Origin of the sequence: Xanthobacter autotrophicus ATCC 700552 (genome assembly GCF_043194565.1) — a bacterium.
In the GTDB taxonomy this organism is placed as follows: domain Bacteria; phylum Pseudomonadota; class Alphaproteobacteria; order Rhizobiales; family Xanthobacteraceae; genus Xanthobacter; species Xanthobacter autotrophicus_F.
The window spans coordinates 122,617-140,339 of record NZ_JBAFVS010000008.1 but is presented as its reverse complement, the minus strand read 5'-3'; the positions used below and the strand labels follow the sequence as shown (position 1 = coordinate 140,339).

The following is a 17,723-nucleotide window of genomic DNA, read 5'->3' as shown; positions in this document are numbered from 1 at the left end:
CTCCAGTCTCGAAGGGGCAGTCAGGGTCAGGAAGCGGGGCGGATGCGGCGCCACAGGGCGCCGAGGCGTTGCGAAATCAGGGCTGCGAGAAGCTTGAGCGGGTTGAGGCCGGGACCTGCCGCTGCCGGCGCGCCGGAAAGGCGGGCCTCAAGATTGGCGGCGAAGTCGGCGATGAGCCGGCCCGCCACCTCCCGCACCAGGCCCGGCCGGCCGAACTGGGCGAGCGGGCCCTTCAGTGTGTAGCCCACGGTGAGCGCCACCCGGGCCGAGCCGGCCGCCGGACCGGGCTCGACGCTATAGCGGATCTCGCCTTCCGTGCGCGAGCGCCCGTCCGCACCGGCGCCGTGGATGATGCCGCTGGCGGTGGCCTCATGGCGGCTGATGCGGGCGCGGCCGCGGAAGGTGGTGCCGATGGGGCCGAGCTTAACCCGCATGCCGCCTTCCACGAGATCGGCGGCCGGCATGGCATCGATGACCGCGCCGGGCAGGCAGGCCGCCACCTCCTCGATCCGGCCGAAGAAGGCGAACACGTCGGCGGGCGGGAAGGGCACCTCGAAGCTCTGCTCGAAGCTGTGGGCGGGGGTGAAGTTTTCGGCGAGGACGGGCGCGGTGGCCGACGGCGCTGAGAGTGTGGCGAGGCTCGCCAGTGGAACGGCGATGGCGGTCGCCCCGCCGGCTCGCGCGCCCACCGGCCCGAGCCGGCGTTCGGCCGTGACCGGGCCGATGCCCTGCGCCCGCCGCGCGGCGATGACGGAGGCGACCGCCTTGACGATGCCGGCATAGCCCGTGCAGCGACAGAGGTTGCCGGCAAGGCCGAGGCGGATGCGCGTCTCGTCCGGCTCGGGCAGGCGCAGCACCAGGTCGCGGGCCGAGACCAGCATGCCCGGGGTGCAGAAGCCGCATTGCAAGGCGTGCTCGCGATTGAAGGCGGCGCGCAGCTCGGCGGTCACCGCATCATCGTCGAGCCCCTCGATGGTGACCACGTCCGCGCCCTGGCACGCGGCGGCGAACGAGAGGCAGGCGCGGGCCGGCTCGCCGTCCACGAGGATGGTGCAGGCGCCGCACACCCCGTGCTCGCAGCCGAGGTGGGTGCCGGTGAGGTTCAGCGTATCGCGCACCAGATCGGCGAGATTGGTGCGCGCCTCCGCTTGGGTCGCGACGGGACGGCCGTTGAGGGTGAGGGTGATCATGGGCGAGGCGCCAATGGAGATGCCTTCCGGCCGGGGCAGGGCGTTCATGCAGCGCTCCGCGTCTCGGTGAAGAGGTTAGCTGCCTGAACTGCGGCGCGGCGCAGCACTTCCACATGGATGTGGCGGTCCACCGCATCATCCATCCCGGCGGCGGTGAGTGCGGCGTTGGCGGCCGTTGCGTCGAAGCGGGCGGCAAAGCCGGCGTCGATGCGGCCGCCGAACAGCACCCCGGCGTCGGGGAAGACGAGGGGCGGGGCGTCGATGGCGCCCATCAGCGCGCGGCCGGTTCCCGCAACAGGGTCCACCAGCACGGCGCCGATGGCGTGGGCGAACTCGCCCACCTTCCGGCAGTGCTTCACATAGCCGAAGCGGGCGGAGGCGGGCACCTTGGGCACCCGCACGGCGACGAGGATCTCGCCCGCCTCCAGCGCGGTCGAAAGGGCGCCGGTGAGAAAGGCCCCCAGGGCGAGGTTGCGGAGGCCGGCGGGGCCGGCGATCTCCACCTGCGCGCCGAGGGCGGAGAGGGCATTCACCCAGTCGGCGGCGGGGTCGGCATGGGCAAGGCTCCCACCCAGCGTGCCGCGATTGCGCACGGCGCGATAGGCGATGCCGCCCGCCACCCGGCGCAGGATGTGCGCGCCCACGTCCGGCACGCGCTCGTCTTCCACGTCCGCGTGGGTGACGAGGGCGCCATAGACCATGTGGCCCGGCTCCTCGCGCGCCGTGCGCAGGGCGTCGATGCCGGTGAGGTCCACGACCAGATCGGGCGTGGCGAGGCGCAGGTTGAGCATGGGGCCGAGGGACTGGGCGCCGGCCATGGCTTTTGCCCCGTCGCCGCCGGTGGCGAGGAGGGCCGTGGCGCCGGCGATATCGCTCGGACGCTCCAGGCGGAAGGGCGCGGGCTTCATGCGGCGCTCCTGCTGTTGGCGCGGGCCTTAAGCACCGCCTCGACGATGCGCCGGGGCGTGACGGGCGCGCGCAGCATCTCGCACCCCAGCGGGCGCAGGGCGTCGTTGATGGCATTGGCGATGGCCGCCGGCGGCGCGATGGCCCCGCCTTCGCCGATGCCCTTCACCCCGAAGCGGGTATAGGGCGAGGGCGTTGCCATGTGGCCGATGAAGGGCAGGGGCACTTCCGGCGCGCCGGGCAAGAGATAGTCCGCCAGCGTCGAGGCCAAGGGCTGGCCGGAGGTGTCGAACGGCATTTCTTCATAAAGCGCGGTGCCGATGCCCTGGGCGAGGCCGCCGAGGATCTGGCCGTCCACCACCATGGGGTTCACCAGCGTGCCGCCGTCTTCCACGATGGCGTAGTCGAGGATTTCCACCTCGCCCAGCTCGGGATCCACCGCCACCACCACCGCATGGGCGGCATAGCTGAAGGTGCCGCTGTCGCGCACGGGCTTGTAGCCGGCGGTTACTTCCAGCCCGTGGGGGTCCACATCCGCCGGCAGGTCCTGCGGGCGGCGGTACCAGGTATGGGCGACCTGGCTGACGGTGACGTCCCCGGCGGGTCCGACCACGCGACCGTTCTCGAGCCGCACCTGATCCACGGACGCCTGCAGCATGTGGGCGCCGATGCGCCGGACGCGTTCGCCAAGCTCGGTGCAGGCGGTGGCCACCGCCCCGCCGGCCATCACCATCACCCGCGAGCCCCAGCTGCCGGTGGAATAGGGCGTCATGGCCGTGTCGCCATGCACCAGCCGGGTGCGGGCGACGGGAATGCCGAGGATTTCGTGCGCGACCTGGGCGAGCGTCGTCTCCAGCCCCTGGCCGTGGGAATGGGCGCCGATGCGCAATTCCAGCCCGCCGTCGGGGGTGAGGCGCGCGCCGGCCTGCTCGTGGCCCGGCACCATGGGAATGCCCCAGCCGGAATAGACCGAGGTGCCGTGGGCCGCCTGCTCGCAATAGATGGAGAAGCCAAGGCCGATGCGCCGGCCATCCGCCTCGGCCGCCGCCTGGCGCGCCCGCACGGTATCGACCTTGATGGCATTGAGAGCGCGGTGGAGCGCCTGCGGATAGTCGCCGCTGTCGAAATGCTTGTTGGTGATGTTGTCGAACGGCATCTGCTCGGGCCGCACGAGATTCTTCAGCCGCACCACCTCGGGGGCAAGGCCCAGCTCCGCCGCCAGCGCGTCGAGCGCCACTTCCAGGGCGAAGCACACGCCGGTGCGCGCCACGCCGCGATAGGGCAGGATGGGACACTTGTTGGTGGCCACCGACCAGGTGCGGCAGCGATAGGCGGGAAAGTCGTAGGGGCCCGGCAGGATGCTCGCCACCTGCGCGGCCTCAAGGCAGGCGGAGAAGGGATAGGCGGAATAGGCGCCGCTATCCACGCTCGCCTCGCAGTCGATGCCGCGAAGCCGGCCGTCGCGCTCGGCATAGAGCGTGATCTCGTAATGGTGCTCGCGGCAATTGGCGTTGGCGGTGAGGTGCTCGCGCCGATCCTCCAGCCAGCGCACCGGCCGGCGCAGCTTCTGCGCCAGCCAGCCGAGGCAGACCTCCTCCGCTAGGAGGATGGCCTTGTAGCCGAAGCCGCCGCCCACATCGGGGGAGACGATGCGGATCTGGCCCTCTTCCATGGCGAGGCATTCGGAAAGGCCCGAGCGCACGATGTGCGGCATCTGGCTGGCGGTGTGGACCACCAGCTGGTCGCAGCGATGATCGAAATGGATCACGGTGCCGCGCCCCTCGATGGGGGCCATGCACTGGCGCGCGGTGGAAATGGTGCGTGAGACCTTCACCGGCGCGTCGAAGGCGGCCTCGATGTTGATGTTCACCAGGCTTTCGAGGAAGACGTTGTCGCCCCAGTGCTCGTGCACGAGGGTCGCGCCGGGCTTCTTCGCCTCCAGCATGTCGTGCAGGGCGGGCAGTTCCTCGAGGTCCAGCTCCACCCGCGCGGCCATGTCCTCGGCCTCGGCGCGGGTGTCGGCGACGCACATGGCGATCAGCTCGCCCACCTGACGGACCTTGCCGGTGGCCAGCACCGGCTGTTCCGAAACCTTGAAGCCCGGCAGGCCGGAGACGGCGCGGATGGGCTTGACCCCGTCGAGGTCGGCGGCGGTGAAGACGCGGCCCTTCAGGTCGTCCGGCACATGGATGGCACGGATGCGCGCATGGGCGAGCGGGCTGCGGACGAACGCCACGTCCTGCATGCCGGTCATGCGGATGTCGGCGATGAACTGGCCGCGCCCGCGCATCAGCCGGTCGTCTTCCTTTCGCGGCAGACGGGCGCCGACGCCCTCGTGCATGTGGGTCTCGCTCATGCGCCGCCTCCCGTCATCAGGTCGAGGGCGGCGCGCACCAGCCGGCCCTCGGGGCGGCGCAATTCGTCGAGGATGGAGAAGTGGTTGGCGCCGGGAATGGGCAGGAGCGCGCCCGGCGCGTGGGCCGCTACCCGCTGGGCGGCAAGCGCGCGGGAGTCATGCACCAGCGCCGGCAGTTCGTCCGTGCCGTAGGCGATGGCCAGCGGCTTCAGGGAGGGGGGGAGGCGCAGCGGCGAACAGGCTGCGATGTCCGCGTCCGACAGGTCGAGCGGGCCATTCAGGAAAGTGTCGCGGAGCGGCGCCAGCTCATAGACACCGGAGACCGCAAGCCCGGCGGCGACCGCCGGATGATCCAGCTTCATCACCGCCAGCTGTGCGCCGGCGGACCAGCCTGAAACCACCAGCGGCCCGGTGATGCCATAGGCCGCGCCATCGCGGGCGATAAGGTCGAGCGCCGCGCCGATCTCCGCCACGATCTGGCCGAGGCGCGCCTCGGGCGCCAGCGTGTAGCCGGGCAGGGCCACCGACCAGCCATGGGCCAAAAGGCCCTGCGCATAATGGGCGAAGGCCTCGCGGGTGTTGCGCTGCCAGTAGCCGCCATGGATGAAGACCAGGCACGGCGCGCCCGCGCGGCCGGGATAGAGGTCCAGCTTCTGCCGCGCGCCGGGGCCATAGGGGATGTCGAGATGGGCGTGCGCCGTGGCGCGGAAACCTGCCGCCGCAAGGTCGCGGGCTTCCACCCACGCCGCGCTGTCGGGCACCGCGGCGTTGTTGTTGTAGGCGGCGTCCCGCTCGGCCTGGGACAGGGTATCCCAGACCTCCTGCGGGGCCGGAGCGGCGGCCGCGCTCACGCCGCCACCGCCTGGGGCAGGATGGGGGCGTCGGCGTCGAAGCGCTTGCCGGCGCGCAGGCAGAAGGCGGGGGTCAGCAGGCGCTCGGCGATCACCCGCGTATCCTCGTTGTCGCGCAGCACGAAGCGGCCGCGATGGTCGTCCAGCACCGAGATGTCGGCCACAGTGCCCACCTTCAGCGCGCCGAGGCGGTCGGCGAGGCCGAGCATCCGCGCCGGGTTGGTGGTGACCATGGGCACCACGTCTTGAAGCGACAGGCCAAGCGCCATCATGGAGCTCATGGCCTGGGTCAGGCTGAAGCGGGCCTGGCCCTTGAAGGGGTGGTTCTCGTCGTCATGGTGCTCGGCCGGAGTGCCGGCGGGGGGCGGCACATGGGTGTTGTAGCCGTGCATGTCGGCGCCCAGCGTGTGCGGAACCACGCCGGCCGAAATGGCTTTCTTTGCAAGCCGATAGGAAAAGTGGCTGCCGTGGCCCACATCCACCTTGAGGCCGCGGTCGAGGGCGGCGCGGATGACGTGGTGGACCTCGCCCTGCTGGTTCACGAAGCCGCCGGGATGGCGGGTGAAGGGATGGGCCAGCACGTCGCCTTCCTTCAGCAGCGGGATGACGCGCTCCAGGATGGTGTCGGCATCCTCGCCGTTGGCGCCGCTTTCGGGCAGGCCCCAGAGGGTGCCGAAATGGACGTAGAGCGGCAGCTCGGCGCGGCGGGCGATCTCCGCCGCCATCTCCATCACCTTGATGCCCCAACGGGCGAAGCCGCCGATTTCCGCATGACCCTTGATGCCGCGCACCAGGTCGCGGTTGGCGATGGCCGACCGCACGGTGGCGTCGATATCAACACCTTCGGGACTGTACAGGTTCGGGTAGTAATGGCCTTCCAGCCCGCCCACCAGATAGGCCGAGAGGAAAGCATAGATCCGGGTGTCGGACGGTTCCGCGATGAATTTGCGAAAGCCCGGCAGGGTCATGCAGGAGGGACCGCCCTGGTCGATGACGGTGGTGACGCCCGAATGCACGCCCACCATGTCCGGATTCAGGCCGAAGCGTCCGGTGACGTACTGGTAGACGTGGCCGTGGGTGTCGATCATGCCCGGCAGCACCAGCTTGCCGGAGACGTCGATGGTCTCCCCCGCGCTCGACGGCAGGATGGTCTGCGCCACCTCCGCGATGAGCCCGTCGCGCACCGCGACGTCATAGGTGCCGTCGATACCGGAGGCGGGGCAGATGACGTGGCCGCCCTTGAGGAGGATATCGTAGCCCGCAGGGTCAGCCATCAGGATCTCCGTCCAAGTGTGCGCGGTCTCTGCGCGGTGGCGCGGCCGCATTAAAAAAGCGAAGTATGCTTCGTATTTTGGTTATGCATGGCATGTGCCAGAATTTGATCTGAATCAAAAATCGGGCCGGCCGGAGCGCCGGAAGGGATCGCCAGTGTGACGAAATCTCAAGCAAAATCAGGCCTATCCAAAGCAATGCCGGAGAGCCCGGAGGGCGAGGGTTGGCCCTTGTCCGATCGCCCCGGCTTCCTCGCCCGGCGGGTGCACCAGATCCATGTCAGCCTGTTTTCTGAGCTGTGCGCCCCGTTTGGCGTGACGCCGGTGCAATACAGCCTTCTGTCCGCCCTCGCGGGGCGGGAGGCGGCGGACCAGACCACCCTCTCGCGCATGGTGGCGCTGGATCGCACCACCACCACCGGCGCTCTCAAGCGCCTGGAAACACGGGGGTTGGTGCGGCGCGGGACCTCGGCCACCGACCGCCGGTCGCAGAGTTGCGCGTTGACGCCGGACGGGCGCCGCCTGCTGGACGAGATGGAAGCCATGGCCCGGAAGGCCCACGCTGCCACCGTGGAGATGCTCAGCCCCGACGAGCGGATGCAATTCATTGAAATCATGAAGAAAATTATATCCACACACGGCGGACGGCAGAGCGCTTTCGATCTGCTCTAATTATAGGCATGCGAGGGGCCAAAGAGCAGGCGCCCAGGGCGTGGGCAGGCGGTTGGCCGGCGCATGCCCATGGCCCCGGTCATCGACCCGGCGCCCAAGTTGGCTCGCCGGTCCTCGGATTCAGAAGCCGGGCAGGCCGTCATGGACGAGCTTCGCGCCGACCGCGGCGAGGATGAGGTAGATGATGCCGAAGAAGCGGTCGGCGGGCACGCGTCGCACGAGTTGCACGCCGGCAATGGTGGCGATCACCGCCACCGGCAGCAGCACGGCCGAGGTGGCGAGGTTGGCGCCCGTGATCTGCCCGAGGGCGAGAAAGAAGGGCACCTTCACCCAGTTGACCACCGAGAAGAAGGCCGCTGTTGTCGCCGCGAACTGCTCGGGCGAGAGGCGGGGCCGGCGCAGCAGGTAGATCATCATGGGTGGGCCGCCGGCATTGGCGATCATGCTGACGAAGCCCGACACCGCGCTCCACACCGCTGCTGAGGCCGGCCCGGCCTCGCCTGCGGGGCGCTTGAGCCCCTTCGACAGCCCCTTCGACAGCACATGGCGGCCGGCTTCGGCGATGGAGAGCAGCCCGATACCCAGGGCCACCGCCTGATCGGAAACCGATGCCGCCAGCAGATAGCCGACGACGATGCCCACCACCGCGGCCGGCAGCGTGCGGCGCAGCTCGGCCACGCTCCAGCGACGCCAGTAGGCTTGAAGGCTCACCACGTCCTGCACGATGAGCACGGGCAGGAGGATCGCGGCGGCCTGGATGGGCGACATGGCCAGCGCCAGGATGGGCTGGGCGAGGACCGAGAGGCCGGTGAAGCCGCCCTTCGACAGGCCCACCAGGATCGTCGCCGGCACCGCCGCCAGATAGAACCCAGGATCGACGATCACGCACGAGACTCCCGCTGACGCGGGGAGGGATACCCCTGTCCGGCCGTTTCCGCCAGAGTACCGGTCCGCAGGTGGCGGGGTGCCGGGTCCGGGCGGCAGGGTTTGGGACCGAGAGCGCTATGACCCCCCCCGCTTGCGGGGGAAGGGGCCGACGGCGCTTCGTTCCGAACTGGGACGCGAGCGACGCTCCGCACCGGTTTTCTTCGGTGCAGGACGGCCATATGATCGCGCGCAACATTCCCTGCGACCCCCGACCATGCCCTCTTTCCTGATGGACCGACTGGTGAAGCCCGCTGCCCTTGCCCTGAGCATCGCCGGCCTGCCGCTGGCGGCCGATGCCCGCACCGACCGTCCGGCCCTGTTCGTGGACGTGGCCACCGTGGTGCCGGACGCCGTGCTGGATGTGCGCTATTTCGGTGCGGACAATTTCGTCGGCACGCGGGTGGACGGCTACACCGCCGCGCGCTGCTTCCTCACCCGGCCCGCCGCCGAGGCGCTGGCTGCGGTGGCCGCGGAGGCGAAGGCCGGCGGACTGGGCCTGCGCCTGTTCGACTGCTATCGCCCCGCCCGCGCGGTGGCGCACTTCGCCCGCTGGGCGAGCGACCTGGCCGACACCCGCACCAAGGCCACCTTCTATCCCGACGTGGACAAGAAGGACCTGTTCGCCGAAGGCTATATCGCCGCCCGCTCCGGCCATTCGCGCGGCTCCACCCTGGACCTGACGCTGGTGGATCGCGCCACCGGCGCCGACCTCGACATGGGCACGCCCTTCGACCTGTTCAGCCCGCGCTCGTGGCCGGCTTCGGATGCGGTCACCAAGGCGCAGAAGGCGAACCGCGACCGGCTCGCCGGCCTCATGGCGCGGCACGGCTTCCAGCCGTTCGACAAGGAATGGTGGCACTTCACCCTGAAGGCCGAGCCTTTCCCGGACACCTATTTCGATTTCCCCATCGAATAGGCGGCGCGGCGCACCACCTCAGTTCGGGGAGATTTCCTCCACCTTCAGCCGCCGGCCCTGGGCATCGAAGAAATCGCCCTCATTGATCACCAGCCGGTCGGCGTCGAGCCGCTGCTCCAGCGCCCGCAGGCGCCCGCGCGCCTCGCCATTCTCCAGCGGGCCGTCGGCATCAAGCTGGGCGAAGAACGCGACGCCGTCCCAGGCCTGCCGGGCGCCGGCGAACAAGGCCGCGACCTCGGCCCAGCTCACCTCGTCCCCGACGATATTGAGGAAGGTGGAGGCGAGCGGCAGCACCTGCGGCTCGGCGATGCGCACCAGCACCACGAGGGCGGTGAAGCTGCCGTTCTCGCCATAGGTGGCGGACAGCCAGCGGTCGAAGTCGGTGGCTTTGCGGGTCTTCGTCTTGCCGGTCTTCATCTTGGTGATGCCCGCACGCTCAGTAGTCCACCAGGGGCGTGTCGGTCAGATAGTGCTCGAACAGGTACCAGAAGGGACTCTGCCGGGTCTCAAGGTACCAGTCCTCGAAGGCGGCGAGGGCGGCCGCGGGATCGCCACCGGCATCCGCCTCGCTGAGGGCCAGGGCAACGGCGGCAAAGCGGGTGAGCACCTCGGTGCGCGCGTCGCTGTCGGAGGTCCAGCCGAGCCGGGTGCGCAGCAGCGCCTGCCCGGCGGCCACGGCCATCTCGGCATCTTCGGTGGCGTCCACGGCGGCGACCAGCGCAGCCACGAGGTCGGCGCGCCGCCAGGCATGGGCGCGGGCCGCGGCCAGCTGTTCGATGCGCAAGGCGGCCTCGCGGCGGAAGTCGGTCTCCGCCACGCCGGCGTCATGCTTGGCCACGTCGAGGCGGGTGAGGAACGCCGCGCGCGCGGGGGAGGGCGCGGCGGGAGAGGGTGGGGCAGCTGCCGTCTCGGGGGTGCCCTGTTCAAGCTCCTGCGTCATTTGGCTTTCCCAAGGGCGGTTCGGGGATCTGGCGGAAGAGAGTGGGAGTCGAACCCACCAGGGACCGGCTCGCGGCCCCTCCCGGATTTGAAGTCCGGACGCCCCACCAGGGACGCTTCTCTTCCCTGCGCGGGCGGCGCCGGCGAATCGCTTGCAGATGCATCATTTCCCGAGCCGGCGAAGAGGTCCAGCCGGAACGGATTGATGCGGCGCAGATCGCCCCGGCGCAGGGTGACGCCGTGGCGGTCGAAGAAGTCGAGGATCTGGATCGCCACCTTGCGCCCGTTGGACACCTCGTCGCGGAACTGGGCGGCGGTGAATTCCTCCTTCATGCGCTCCCCGGAGAGGCGGGCGAGGATTTTCACCATCTCGGCCACCACCGGACGCAGGAAGAAATGGTCGTGGGCCACCTCGTCCACGCGTCCCATGCGGCCGGCGAGCTTCATGAGGCGGCGCACCTCCGGTTCGGCCGCGCCGAGGAGGCCGGCAAGGTCGCGCACCCGTGGCGGGCGGAAGCGCTCGGTGCCACCGATGAGCGGGGCGATGCGGCCCCACAGGGCCTCGTCGGCGGCGGAAAGGCGCACCTCGAAGCCGGCCCGGCGCACCCAGGCGCCCTCGCGTTTCACCGTATTACCTTGGCTTTCCAAGGCACTGAGGAAGGCGGGTGGGGGCAGGCGCGGCACCAGCAGCAGGCGCAGCCGCTCGCGGCCCATGCCCGGCAGGTCGGGATTTTCGGCGTGGAAGGCCTCCAGGGCCGCCACCAGCTGGCGCGTGAAGTCGGCGAAGCGGTCGTCGGCCACGGCGAGCGTCGCCTCGCCGGCCGCGAGCCGCACGAAGCCGAGACGGTCGGCGAGCGCCTCCGTCTCGTCGGTGGTCAGGACGTGGTCGCGGGCGAAGGTGGACAGATCCGTGAAATAGGGCGCAGCGGCCAGCAATCCCGCAAGCGCGGTTCCTGGATCGCGCTCGGCGAGGGCGGTGAGCTGGAGCAGCCGCTCGGGTGTGCGCCGCTTGCGCTTCGGCCCGCGCAGATCGAGGAAGCGCCCGCCGCCGATGGTGCGCTGGGCCGAGGTATCGCGGATGACGAAGCGGTCGCCCACCGCCGCAGCGATGGGTTCCTCCAGCACCAGCTGCACCTTGGCCGACGCACCGGGGGGGATGGGATCCGTGAGCAGCACCAGCCGCGCCCCCACCTCCCGGGCGGCATGATGCAGGCGCACGGGAAGCCACTGGGCCAGGGGACGTTTCTCGCTGGCCAGTACCGTGAGTTCGGCGTCGATATGGTCGGCGGGCGCGTGCAGCGCCGGATCGAGCACCACGTCACCGCGGGCGATGGCGCTTTTGCTGATGTCCTCGCCGGCCAGGTTGAGGCCGCAGCGGTCGCCGGCGACGCCGGCCTCCGCCACCCGGTCCTGCGCCCTTATGGAGCGCACGCGGGCCGCCAGGCCGGACGGGCTGACCACCACCCGGTCGCCGACGCGGACGGTTCCGGACAGGACCGTTCCGGTCACCACCGTACCCGCCCCGGCAAGGGTGAAGCTGCGGTCCACCGCGAGGCGGAAGCGCCCGCCCGCCGCCCGCTGCCCGAGGCGCCGCGCGGCTGCCGCGAGGGCGTCGCGCAAGCCGGCGATGCCCTCGCCCGTGGTGGCGGAAACCGCATGGATGGGGGCGCCGGCAAGGGCGGTGGGGGCCAGCAGGGCGGTGATCTCCGCCTCGACCGCGGTACGGCGGTCCGCATCCACAAGGTCGGCCTTGGTGAGGGCGACGATGCCTTGGGTGATGCCGAGGAGGTCCAGGATGGCGAGGTGCTCGCGGGTCTGGGGCATCACCCCGTCGTCGGCGGCCACCACCAGCAGGGCGAAATCGATGCCGCTGGCCCCCGACAGCATGGTGTGCACGAATTTCTCGTGTCCCGGCACATCCACGAAGCCGAGCACCAGAGGGGGCGCTTCTTCCTGTCGCGGGTCCTCTTGCTGCGCGCCCTCGCTCCCCACCCCCTCGCCCACGGGCAGGTAGGCGAAGCCGAGGTCGATGGAGATGCCCCGCGCCTTCTCCTCCTTCAGCCGGTCGGTATCGACACCGGTGAGGGCACGCACCAGCGTGGTCTTGCCATGGTCGATATGTCCGGCCGTGCCGATGATCACGTCAGGGCAGCTCCCCCAGCGGGATGGCGGCGCGACGCTGGGCGGCGGATTCCTCCTCCGGCGTCAGCGTGGCGCGCACGGCATCGAAGAAGCGGTCCGCAAGCGCGCTCTTGCCGGCGCGGGCGCGCAGCAGCCAGGCGAAGGCGGCGACGCGGTCGCGTGCCACGCCCGCACCCATGTGGCAGGCCGCGCCGAGCATGGCCTGGCCGTCCGCGTCGCCGGCCTCGGCGCCCTTGCGCCACCAGCGGGCGGCCTCCACCGCATCGCGCTCCATGCCGAGGGCATTGTGGGCGATCATGCCGAGCCGCGTCATGGAGGAAGCGATGCCCTGGTCCGCCGCGGCCAGCGCCCAGCGCCGCGCCTCGACGGGATCGGTGGGGATGACATCGCCTTCCAGCAGCATCCAGCTCAGCATGTCCTGGGCCGGGCCATCGCCGTCTTCGGCGGCGGCGAGGTAGAGCGCTGCGGCCCGCCCATAGTCCTGGGTGACGCCCTCGCCCTTGAAGTGAAGGGTGGCGAGGTTGCGCCGGCCCACCGGGTCGCCGCTCTCGGCGGAGAGTTCCAGCCAGCGGCGGGCGAGGTCCAGGTCCTTGTCCACGCCCAGACCGTCGATGAAGCAGGCGCCGATATTGTTCTGCGCCCGGGCATTTCCGGTGCGGGCCAGCGGCTCCCAGATGGACAGGGCGGTTTCGTATTCCCCGACGGTAGCTGCGGCGAGGGCGGCCGCCATCTGCGCCTCCGGCGTGCGGGGGTCCACGGGGGCCTCGGGCTCCGGCTCCGGCTCCGGCTCCGGTTCGGGCAGTGCTTCGGCGCGCGGGAGCTCTGCGTCCATATCCTGCGGGGCGGGCTGGTCAAAGGCGGGCTGCTCGCCGAAGGTCTCCGCAGCGAGGCTCCGCTCGAACTCCGCTTCGTCGAAGATGGCTTCGGGGCGGGTCCGCACCTCGGGTTCCCGCGCCGGCGGGGCGCGGAAGGCAGGCGTTTCGCGGGCAGGCGCTTCCCGGGCAGGCGCTTCCCGGGCAGGCGCTTCGCGGGGCGGGGCCTGCGGCGGTACCGGCTCCATATCCTGCGCTGCAGGCTCACGCTCATCAAGCCGCGGCCGGCGATGGACCACGCTTTCCGGCTCGGCTGCCGGGCTCGCGACGCGGCTGCCCGACAGGCCGGAGGCGATGTCGCTCAAGAGGGCGTCGAGGTCATCCGCCGCCGCGGACGGGGGCGTTTCCTCGGCCGGGCGCTGCGGGCGGGCGGGGAAGGGGCGCACGCGGGGCGGATCATCGGGGCCCGCCGCCGGCTCGCCCGGTACCCCCTTGCCCTTCAGTCGGTCAAGCCAGCTCATGAGCCCCCTCCAAAGCGGTCACGGACGCAAGAAACGCCGCTTCGTCTTCAAGGCATCTCAAATCGAGCACAAGAGCGTTATCGTCAATCCGTCCGATGACCGGAACCGGCAGGCGGCGCAAGAGATCGGCGAGCCGGTTGAGGGCGCCGCCGCTGTCGTCGCGGCTGCGAATGGCAAGGCCCGCCCCTTCCAGCGTCTCCAGTGGCAAGGCGCCGGAGCCGATCTGGCTGCGACATGCTGTAACGCCAACGGTAAAGCAGGCTCCGAGGACGGCGGCCATGGCGGGCTTGAGGCGGGCGGCCTGGGCGGCCATATCGTCCAGCCTGCGGGTGAGGTATCGAAGTGTGGGCAGGCGCTCGGCGAGGCGATCGGGGTCGCGGTAGAGGCGCAGCGTCGCCTCAATGGCCGCAAGGCGCACCTTGTCCAGCCGCAGCGCCCGCTTCATGGGGTTCTTGTTGATCCGGGCGATGAGGTCGCGCCGCCCCACGATAAAGCCCGCCTGCGGGCCGCCCAGCAGCTTGTCGCCGGAAAAGGTGACGATGTCCGCCCCTTCGGCCACCGCCTCGCGCACCGTGGGCTCATGGACGAGGCCGTAGCGGCTGAGGTCCGCCAGCGTGCCGGAGCCGAGGTCGTTGACGAGGGGCACCCCGCCAGCCTGCGCGATCCCAGCAAGCTCGCGCGGCGATACCTCCGTGGTGAAGCCCTCGATGCGGTAATTGGAGGTGTGTACCTTCAGGATCACCCCGGTCTCGGGGCGGATGGCGTCGCGATAGTCGCGGGCGTGGGTGCGGTTGGTGGTGCCCACCTCGTCCAGCTCCGCGCCTGCCCGGCGCATGATCTCCGGCATGCGGAAGGCGCCGCCGATCTCGATCAGCTCCCCGCGCGAGACGATGGCCGGCCGGCCCTGCGACAGGGTATTCAGCACCAGCAGGACGGCGGCGGCGTTGTTGTTGACGAGGGTGGCATCCTCCGCCCCTGTCAGCTCGCAGACGAGGCCGCGCACATGGTCGTCGCGCTCCCCGCGCTTGCCGCCGTCGAGGTCGTATTCCAGGGCGACCGCGCTGCGCATGGCCCGCACCGCCGCTTCCACCGCCTCCTCGGCGAAGATGGCGCGGCCCAGATTGGTGTGCAGCACCGTGCCGGTGAGGTTGAACACCGGCCTGAGGCTGGGGGCCGCGGCTGCGTCCAGCCGGGCGAGGGCGGCGGCGGCGATCTCCTGCGGCGTCGCCGGGCCGCCGGCGCCGGCGCGCAGGGCGGCCCGGCGCTCATCGAGGGCGGCGCGCACCGCGGCAGTGGTGGCTTGCCGGCCGTGGCGCTCCACGGCGGCGCGGGCCAACTCGGCCTTCAGTACCGCATCGACGGAGGGCAGCTCCCGCAAGGGCGCAGGCGGAATGGCCTCGGGGCGGGCGACCGGGGGCGCTGCGGCGTGCGCTGGCACAACTGGCATGGCCGTCCCCTCAATAGCCGAGCAGGAACGGGTTGAAGGTGGAACGCCGGTAGGGCCCCTCCTTCTGCTTGAGGTCGAGGCCAAGGCTGGCCACGTCGTCGGCGACGGGATCGAGATCCGGGTCCTTCGCGAGGTAGAGCACCTTGGCATAGGAGTGGCAGGTGTCGCAGGTCTCGGCCTTGATGGAGCCGTCGCCGCCTTCCACCTCCTGATAGGCGATGCCCCCGGTGGAGCCGCACGCGGTGCAGCGCACCCGCACGAAGTTCCACAAGGTGCCGCACAGGGAGCAGGCGCAGTAACGCGCGCCGTGGGCCGCCGGCCAGTCCACCACCACGCTGGCCACCGGGGGGCCGCCGCAGGCGGGGCAGATTCCGTCGCCCACCGGCACCAGGCGCGTGGCGTCGAGCTGGGCGGCGCGGCGGGCGAAATGCACCTGAAGCGCCGCCGCCACATAAAGATGCTCGGCCAAGGCTTCCACCGGAATGGCATCGGCGAGGACGTTGCGGATCATCTCGCCACGCTCCGCGTCCGAGCCGGCCAGCACCCGGGCAAGCGCGGCCTCGGCCGGCTCCGGCTTCTCGATGGCGCGGGCCTGGGACAAAAGCCGGTCGAAGATGGATTCAAATGCCGCATCCGCGGTGAAGTGGCTGCGGTCCAGAGGCGGCATCTCATGGGTCCGGGCGCGTTCCACCGCTTCCGCATCGGGCGGCTCGGGCGCGGGCGCGCGTTCCGCCGCCCCATGCTGGGCGCGGGCGATGTGGGCCAGGAAGGCGAGATAGGCGCCGAGGGGGTGGCCCTGCGCCAGGCGGCTGAAGCGCTCGGCGCGGCGGGCGAACAGGGGTGCCGGGTCCGGCAGGTGGGCAAAGGCCGGCGCGGTGACCCCTTCCAGCACCGAGGGGTCGGGCATGACAGGGCCGGGAGCGGTGGAGAACGGACCGGACGAACGCACCATTTAAGCCTCACGAACCTCACGGGTCACGTGCAAGAGCGTTTTTTGCAAGAGCGTTTTCGGGCGAAGGGGATACCGGTTCGCATGACGAAAACGCGTCAAAAAGCTCTAACGGCCCGGCCGCGCGAGGTCGCAGCCGGGCTTGCATTATACGCCTGCCCCTATTCCGCGGGAGTCCCCCGCGTGCCCGAGTTGCCGGGGGGCTTGCGGGAGACCAGCTCACGGAGCCATTTGCGGTGGTGCCGCCAGGCCCAGCCGCCGGTGACCTGCCCGCGCGTCATGGCGCTGATGGTCCCCTTCACCCAGATGGCGGCATAAACGTGGATGATCCACACGCAAATGATCGCCACCGCCGCCACCGAATGCACCAGCAAGGCGACCCGCTGCTGCCCGATGCTGGTGAAAGTGGAGAAATAAGCGTTCCAGATCACCACGCCGGAAGCGATGAGCACGATGATCAGGAACGACATGCCCCAGAACACCAGCTTCTGGCCGGCATTGTACTTGCCCAGCTCGGGCAGTTTCTCCTCGTGTCCGGCGATGACATCGCGGATGCGCCGCATCCAGGTGCCGTCCTCGCTTTTCCACAGGTTGGCCTTCCAGAAGCGGAAGAACATGCCGGTGAAGGAGAAGAACAGCACCACCCCGATCCAGGGATGGAGGGTGCGCGTCATCTGTCCCCCGCCGAACAGGCCGGTGAGGAAGAACAGGCTGGGGTGGAACAGGGCGAGGCCCGAGATCGCCAAAAGGATCAGGCTGATGGCCGTGATCCAGTGGTTGATGCGGGCGCCCAGCGTGTAGCGATCCACCTGCACCGGGCGGCCGGGATGGACCGCGTCGCCGGATTCCACATCATAGGGTGCGCTCATGAACGGCCTCCCCCGGTCAGCTTCTCGGCGTTGGCCTCGTCTTCCGGCGTCACCTTGTTGGCGCCGGCCACCAGATAGTGCAGGGCGCCGGCGACGGCGGCGAAGCCCATGACGCCGAGACCGACATATTTGGTGACGCCCTTCCAGGCTTCCACGATGCGGCTGATGCGCGGATTGTCCGGCAGGCCCGCATAGAGGGAGGGCTGGTCGGCGTGCTGGAGCACATACATGACGTGGGTCCCGCCCACGCCCGGCGGATCATAGAGGCCCGCATTCTTGTAGCCGCGGGATTTCAGATCCGCGATGCGCCCTTCGGCCCATTCCTTCATCTGCGTCTTGGTGCCGAACACGATGGCCTGGGTGGGGCACGCCTTCTGGCAGGCCGGCCCCTGGCCCACGGCCACGCGGTCGGAGCACAAGGTGCACTTGTAGGCCTTGTGGTCGGTCTTGGAGATGCGGGGAATGTTGAAGGGGCAACCCTTCACGCAATAGCCGCAGCCGATGCACTTGTCGTGGTCGAAGTCCACGATGCCGTTGGAATATTGCACGATGGCGCCGGGCGCCGGGCAAGCCTTCAGGCAGCCCGGATCGGCGCAATGCATGCAGCCGTCCTTGCGGATGAGCCATTCGAAATTGTCGGTCTCGGGGTTCACCCACTCGGTGAAGCGCATGAGCGTGAGCGAGTTCTCGGTCAGGTCCGGCGGGTTGGTATAGGAGCCGTTGAAGGTGCCGATCTCCTCATGGAGCTCGTTCCATTCAAGGCACGCCGCCTGGCAGGCCTTGCAGCCGATGCACTTCGACACGTCGATGAGCTTGGCCACCGGCTCCTTGAACTCCACCGGCACCCGCAGGTTGGAGGCCGAGCGCCGGATGAGGTCGCCTTCGCCGAACTTCGCCGGGGTGGCGGTGACCGGAGGGTTGGGGATCGGAGGAAACATGGCTGGTTCTCCTTCTC

15 protein-coding genes, 1 tRNA gene and 1 pseudogene are annotated in these 17,723 nt (G+C 70.2%); 2 read left to right on the top strand and 15 right to left on the bottom strand.

Translation table 11 applies throughout. The features are described from left to right. Positions 1-26: 26 nt before the first annotated feature. From V5F48_RS11095 to V5F48_RS11075, 5 genes are read right to left on the bottom strand one after another with little or no spacing between them, the layout of a single operon-like run. Positions 27-1,238, bottom strand: coding sequence for a xanthine dehydrogenase family Fe-S subunit (locus V5F48_RS11095; protein ID WP_394258757.1), 1,212 nt, complete (start codon positions 1,236-1,238; stop codon positions 27-29). Continuing rightward, a complete protein-coding gene (locus V5F48_RS11090; protein WP_394258756.1) occupies positions 1,235-2,098 on the bottom strand; it encodes an FAD binding domain-containing protein in 864 nt (287 codons plus the stop codon). Before V5F48_RS11090 ends, V5F48_RS11095 begins: the two co-directional genes overlap by 4 nt. Continuing rightward, positions 2,095-4,452, bottom strand: coding sequence for a xanthine dehydrogenase family protein molybdopterin-binding subunit (locus V5F48_RS11085; RefSeq protein WP_394258755.1), 2,358 nt, complete (start codon positions 4,450-4,452; stop codon positions 2,095-2,097). Before V5F48_RS11085 ends, V5F48_RS11090 begins: the two co-directional genes overlap by 4 nt. Beyond that, positions 4,449-5,303: an alpha/beta hydrolase gene (locus V5F48_RS11080; RefSeq protein WP_394258754.1), complete on the bottom strand. Its 855-nt coding sequence runs from the start codon at positions 5,301-5,303 to the stop codon at positions 4,449-4,451. The genes V5F48_RS11085 and V5F48_RS11080 overlap by 4 nt, the downstream gene beginning before the upstream one ends. Then, positions 5,300-6,577 carry an amidohydrolase/deacetylase family metallohydrolase gene (locus tag V5F48_RS11075; RefSeq protein ID WP_394258753.1) on the bottom strand — a complete coding sequence of 426 codons (1,278 nt, stop codon included), beginning with the start codon at positions 6,575-6,577 and terminating at the stop codon, positions 5,300-5,302. The genes V5F48_RS11080 and V5F48_RS11075 overlap by 4 nt, the downstream gene beginning before the upstream one ends. A gap of 195 nt (positions 6,578-6,772) precedes the next feature. Here V5F48_RS11075 and V5F48_RS11070 point away from each other — a divergent pair, with 195 nt between their 5' ends. Beyond that, complete coding sequence (locus tag V5F48_RS11070; RefSeq protein ID WP_394258752.1) at positions 6,773-7,246, top strand: MarR family winged helix-turn-helix transcriptional regulator; 474 nt, start codon at positions 6,773-6,775, stop codon at positions 7,244-7,246. 120 nt (positions 7,247-7,366) lie between these two features. Here V5F48_RS11070 and V5F48_RS11065 read toward each other — a convergent pair whose 3' ends face one another. After that, the gene (locus V5F48_RS11065; RefSeq protein ID WP_394109016.1) at positions 7,367-8,131 is read right to left on the bottom strand and encodes a sulfite exporter TauE/SafE family protein; all 765 of its coding nucleotides are present in this window, start codon (positions 8,129-8,131) and stop codon (positions 7,367-7,369) included. Between the two features lie 256 nt (positions 8,132-8,387). Between V5F48_RS11065 and V5F48_RS11060 the strand changes: the two genes are divergently transcribed. Next, positions 8,388-9,089 (top strand): M15 family metallopeptidase, encoded by a 702-nt coding sequence (locus V5F48_RS11060; protein ID WP_394258751.1) that lies wholly within the window; start codon positions 8,388-8,390, stop codon positions 9,087-9,089. An 18-nt stretch (positions 9,090-9,107) separates the two neighbouring features. Here the strand turns inward: V5F48_RS11060 and V5F48_RS11055 are convergent, their stop codons facing one another. The 9 genes and pseudogenes from V5F48_RS11055 to fdxH form a co-directional block, all read right to left on the bottom strand. Further along, positions 9,108-9,506 (bottom strand): hypothetical protein, encoded by a 399-nt coding sequence (locus V5F48_RS11055; protein ID WP_394258750.1) that lies wholly within the window; start codon positions 9,504-9,506, stop codon positions 9,108-9,110. Positions 9,507-9,525: 19 nt separating this feature from the next. Further along, complete coding sequence (locus V5F48_RS11050) at positions 9,526-10,029, bottom strand: hypothetical protein (RefSeq protein ID WP_394258749.1); 504 nt, start codon at positions 10,027-10,029, stop codon at positions 9,526-9,528. 29 nt (positions 10,030-10,058) lie between these two features. After that, positions 10,059-10,154 (bottom strand) — tRNA-Sec (locus V5F48_RS11045). A gap of 93 nt (positions 10,155-10,247) precedes the next feature. Next, positions 10,248-12,170: pseudogene (gene selB, locus V5F48_RS11040) on the bottom strand (selenocysteine-specific translation elongation factor); the annotation flags it as partial. Between the two features lies 1 nt (position 12,171). Then, on the bottom strand, positions 12,172-12,900 hold the full coding sequence (locus tag V5F48_RS11035) for a tetratricopeptide repeat protein (protein WP_394258816.1): 729 nt from the start codon (positions 12,898-12,900) through the stop codon (positions 12,172-12,174). A gap of 589 nt (positions 12,901-13,489) precedes the next feature. Beyond that, positions 13,490-14,950 carry an L-seryl-tRNA(Sec) selenium transferase gene (gene selA, locus V5F48_RS11030; protein WP_394258748.1) on the bottom strand — a complete coding sequence of 487 codons (1,461 nt, stop codon included), beginning with the start codon at positions 14,948-14,950 and terminating at the stop codon, positions 13,490-13,492. Between the two features lie 10 nt (positions 14,951-14,960). Next, complete coding sequence (gene fdhE, locus V5F48_RS11025; RefSeq protein WP_394258747.1) at positions 14,961-15,902, bottom strand: formate dehydrogenase accessory protein FdhE; 942 nt, start codon at positions 15,900-15,902, stop codon at positions 14,961-14,963. A 158-nt stretch (positions 15,903-16,060) separates the two neighbouring features. Further along, positions 16,061-16,768: a formate dehydrogenase subunit gamma gene (locus V5F48_RS11020; protein ID WP_394258746.1), complete on the bottom strand. Its 708-nt coding sequence runs from the start codon at positions 16,766-16,768 to the stop codon at positions 16,061-16,063. After that, entirely contained in the window at positions 16,765-17,706 is a 942-nt protein-coding gene (fdxH, locus tag V5F48_RS11015) for a formate dehydrogenase subunit beta (protein WP_394258745.1), read from the bottom strand. Before fdxH ends, V5F48_RS11020 begins: the two co-directional genes overlap by 4 nt. Between the last annotated feature and the right edge of the window lie 17 nt (positions 17,707-17,723).

Coding starts and splice junctions, on each gene's coding strand:
- V5F48_RS11070 (WP_394258752.1), top strand. CDS start 6,773: ATGCCGGAGAGCCCGGAGGGCGAGGGTTGGCCCTTGTCCGATCGCCCC.
- V5F48_RS11060 (WP_394258751.1), top strand. CDS start 8,388: ATGCCCTCTTTCCTGATGGACCGACTGGTGAAGCCCGCTGCCCTTGCC.
- V5F48_RS11095 (WP_394258757.1), bottom strand. CDS start 1,238: ATGAACGCCCTGCCCCGGCCGGAAGGCATCTCCATTGGCGCCTCGCCC.
- selA (WP_394258748.1), bottom strand. CDS start 14,950: ATGCCAGTTGTGCCAGCGCACGCCGCAGCGCCCCCGGTCGCCCGCCCC.
- V5F48_RS11085 (WP_394258755.1), bottom strand. CDS start 4,452: ATGAGCGAGACCCACATGCACGAGGGCGTCGGCGCCCGTCTGCCGCGA.
- V5F48_RS11050 (WP_394258749.1), bottom strand. CDS start 10,029: ATGACGCAGGAGCTTGAACAGGGCACCCCCGAGACGGCAGCTGCCCCA.
- V5F48_RS11090 (WP_394258756.1), bottom strand. CDS start 2,098: ATGAAGCCCGCGCCCTTCCGCCTGGAGCGTCCGAGCGATATCGCCGGC.
- fdxH (WP_394258745.1), bottom strand. CDS start 17,706: ATGTTTCCTCCGATCCCCAACCCTCCGGTCACCGCCACCCCGGCGAAG.
- fdhE (WP_394258747.1), bottom strand. CDS start 15,902: ATGGTGCGTTCGTCCGGTCCGTTCTCCACCGCTCCCGGCCCTGTCATG.
- V5F48_RS11055 (WP_394258750.1), bottom strand. CDS start 9,506: ATGAAGACCGGCAAGACGAAGACCCGCAAAGCCACCGACTTCGACCGC.
- V5F48_RS11020 (WP_394258746.1), bottom strand. CDS start 16,768: ATGAGCGCACCCTATGATGTGGAATCCGGCGACGCGGTCCATCCCGGC.
- V5F48_RS11075 (WP_394258753.1), bottom strand. CDS start 6,577: ATGGCTGACCCTGCGGGCTACGATATCCTCCTCAAGGGCGGCCACGTC.
- V5F48_RS11035 (WP_394258816.1), bottom strand. CDS start 12,900: ATGGCGGCCGCCCTCGCCGCAGCTACCGTCGGGGAATACGAAACCGCC.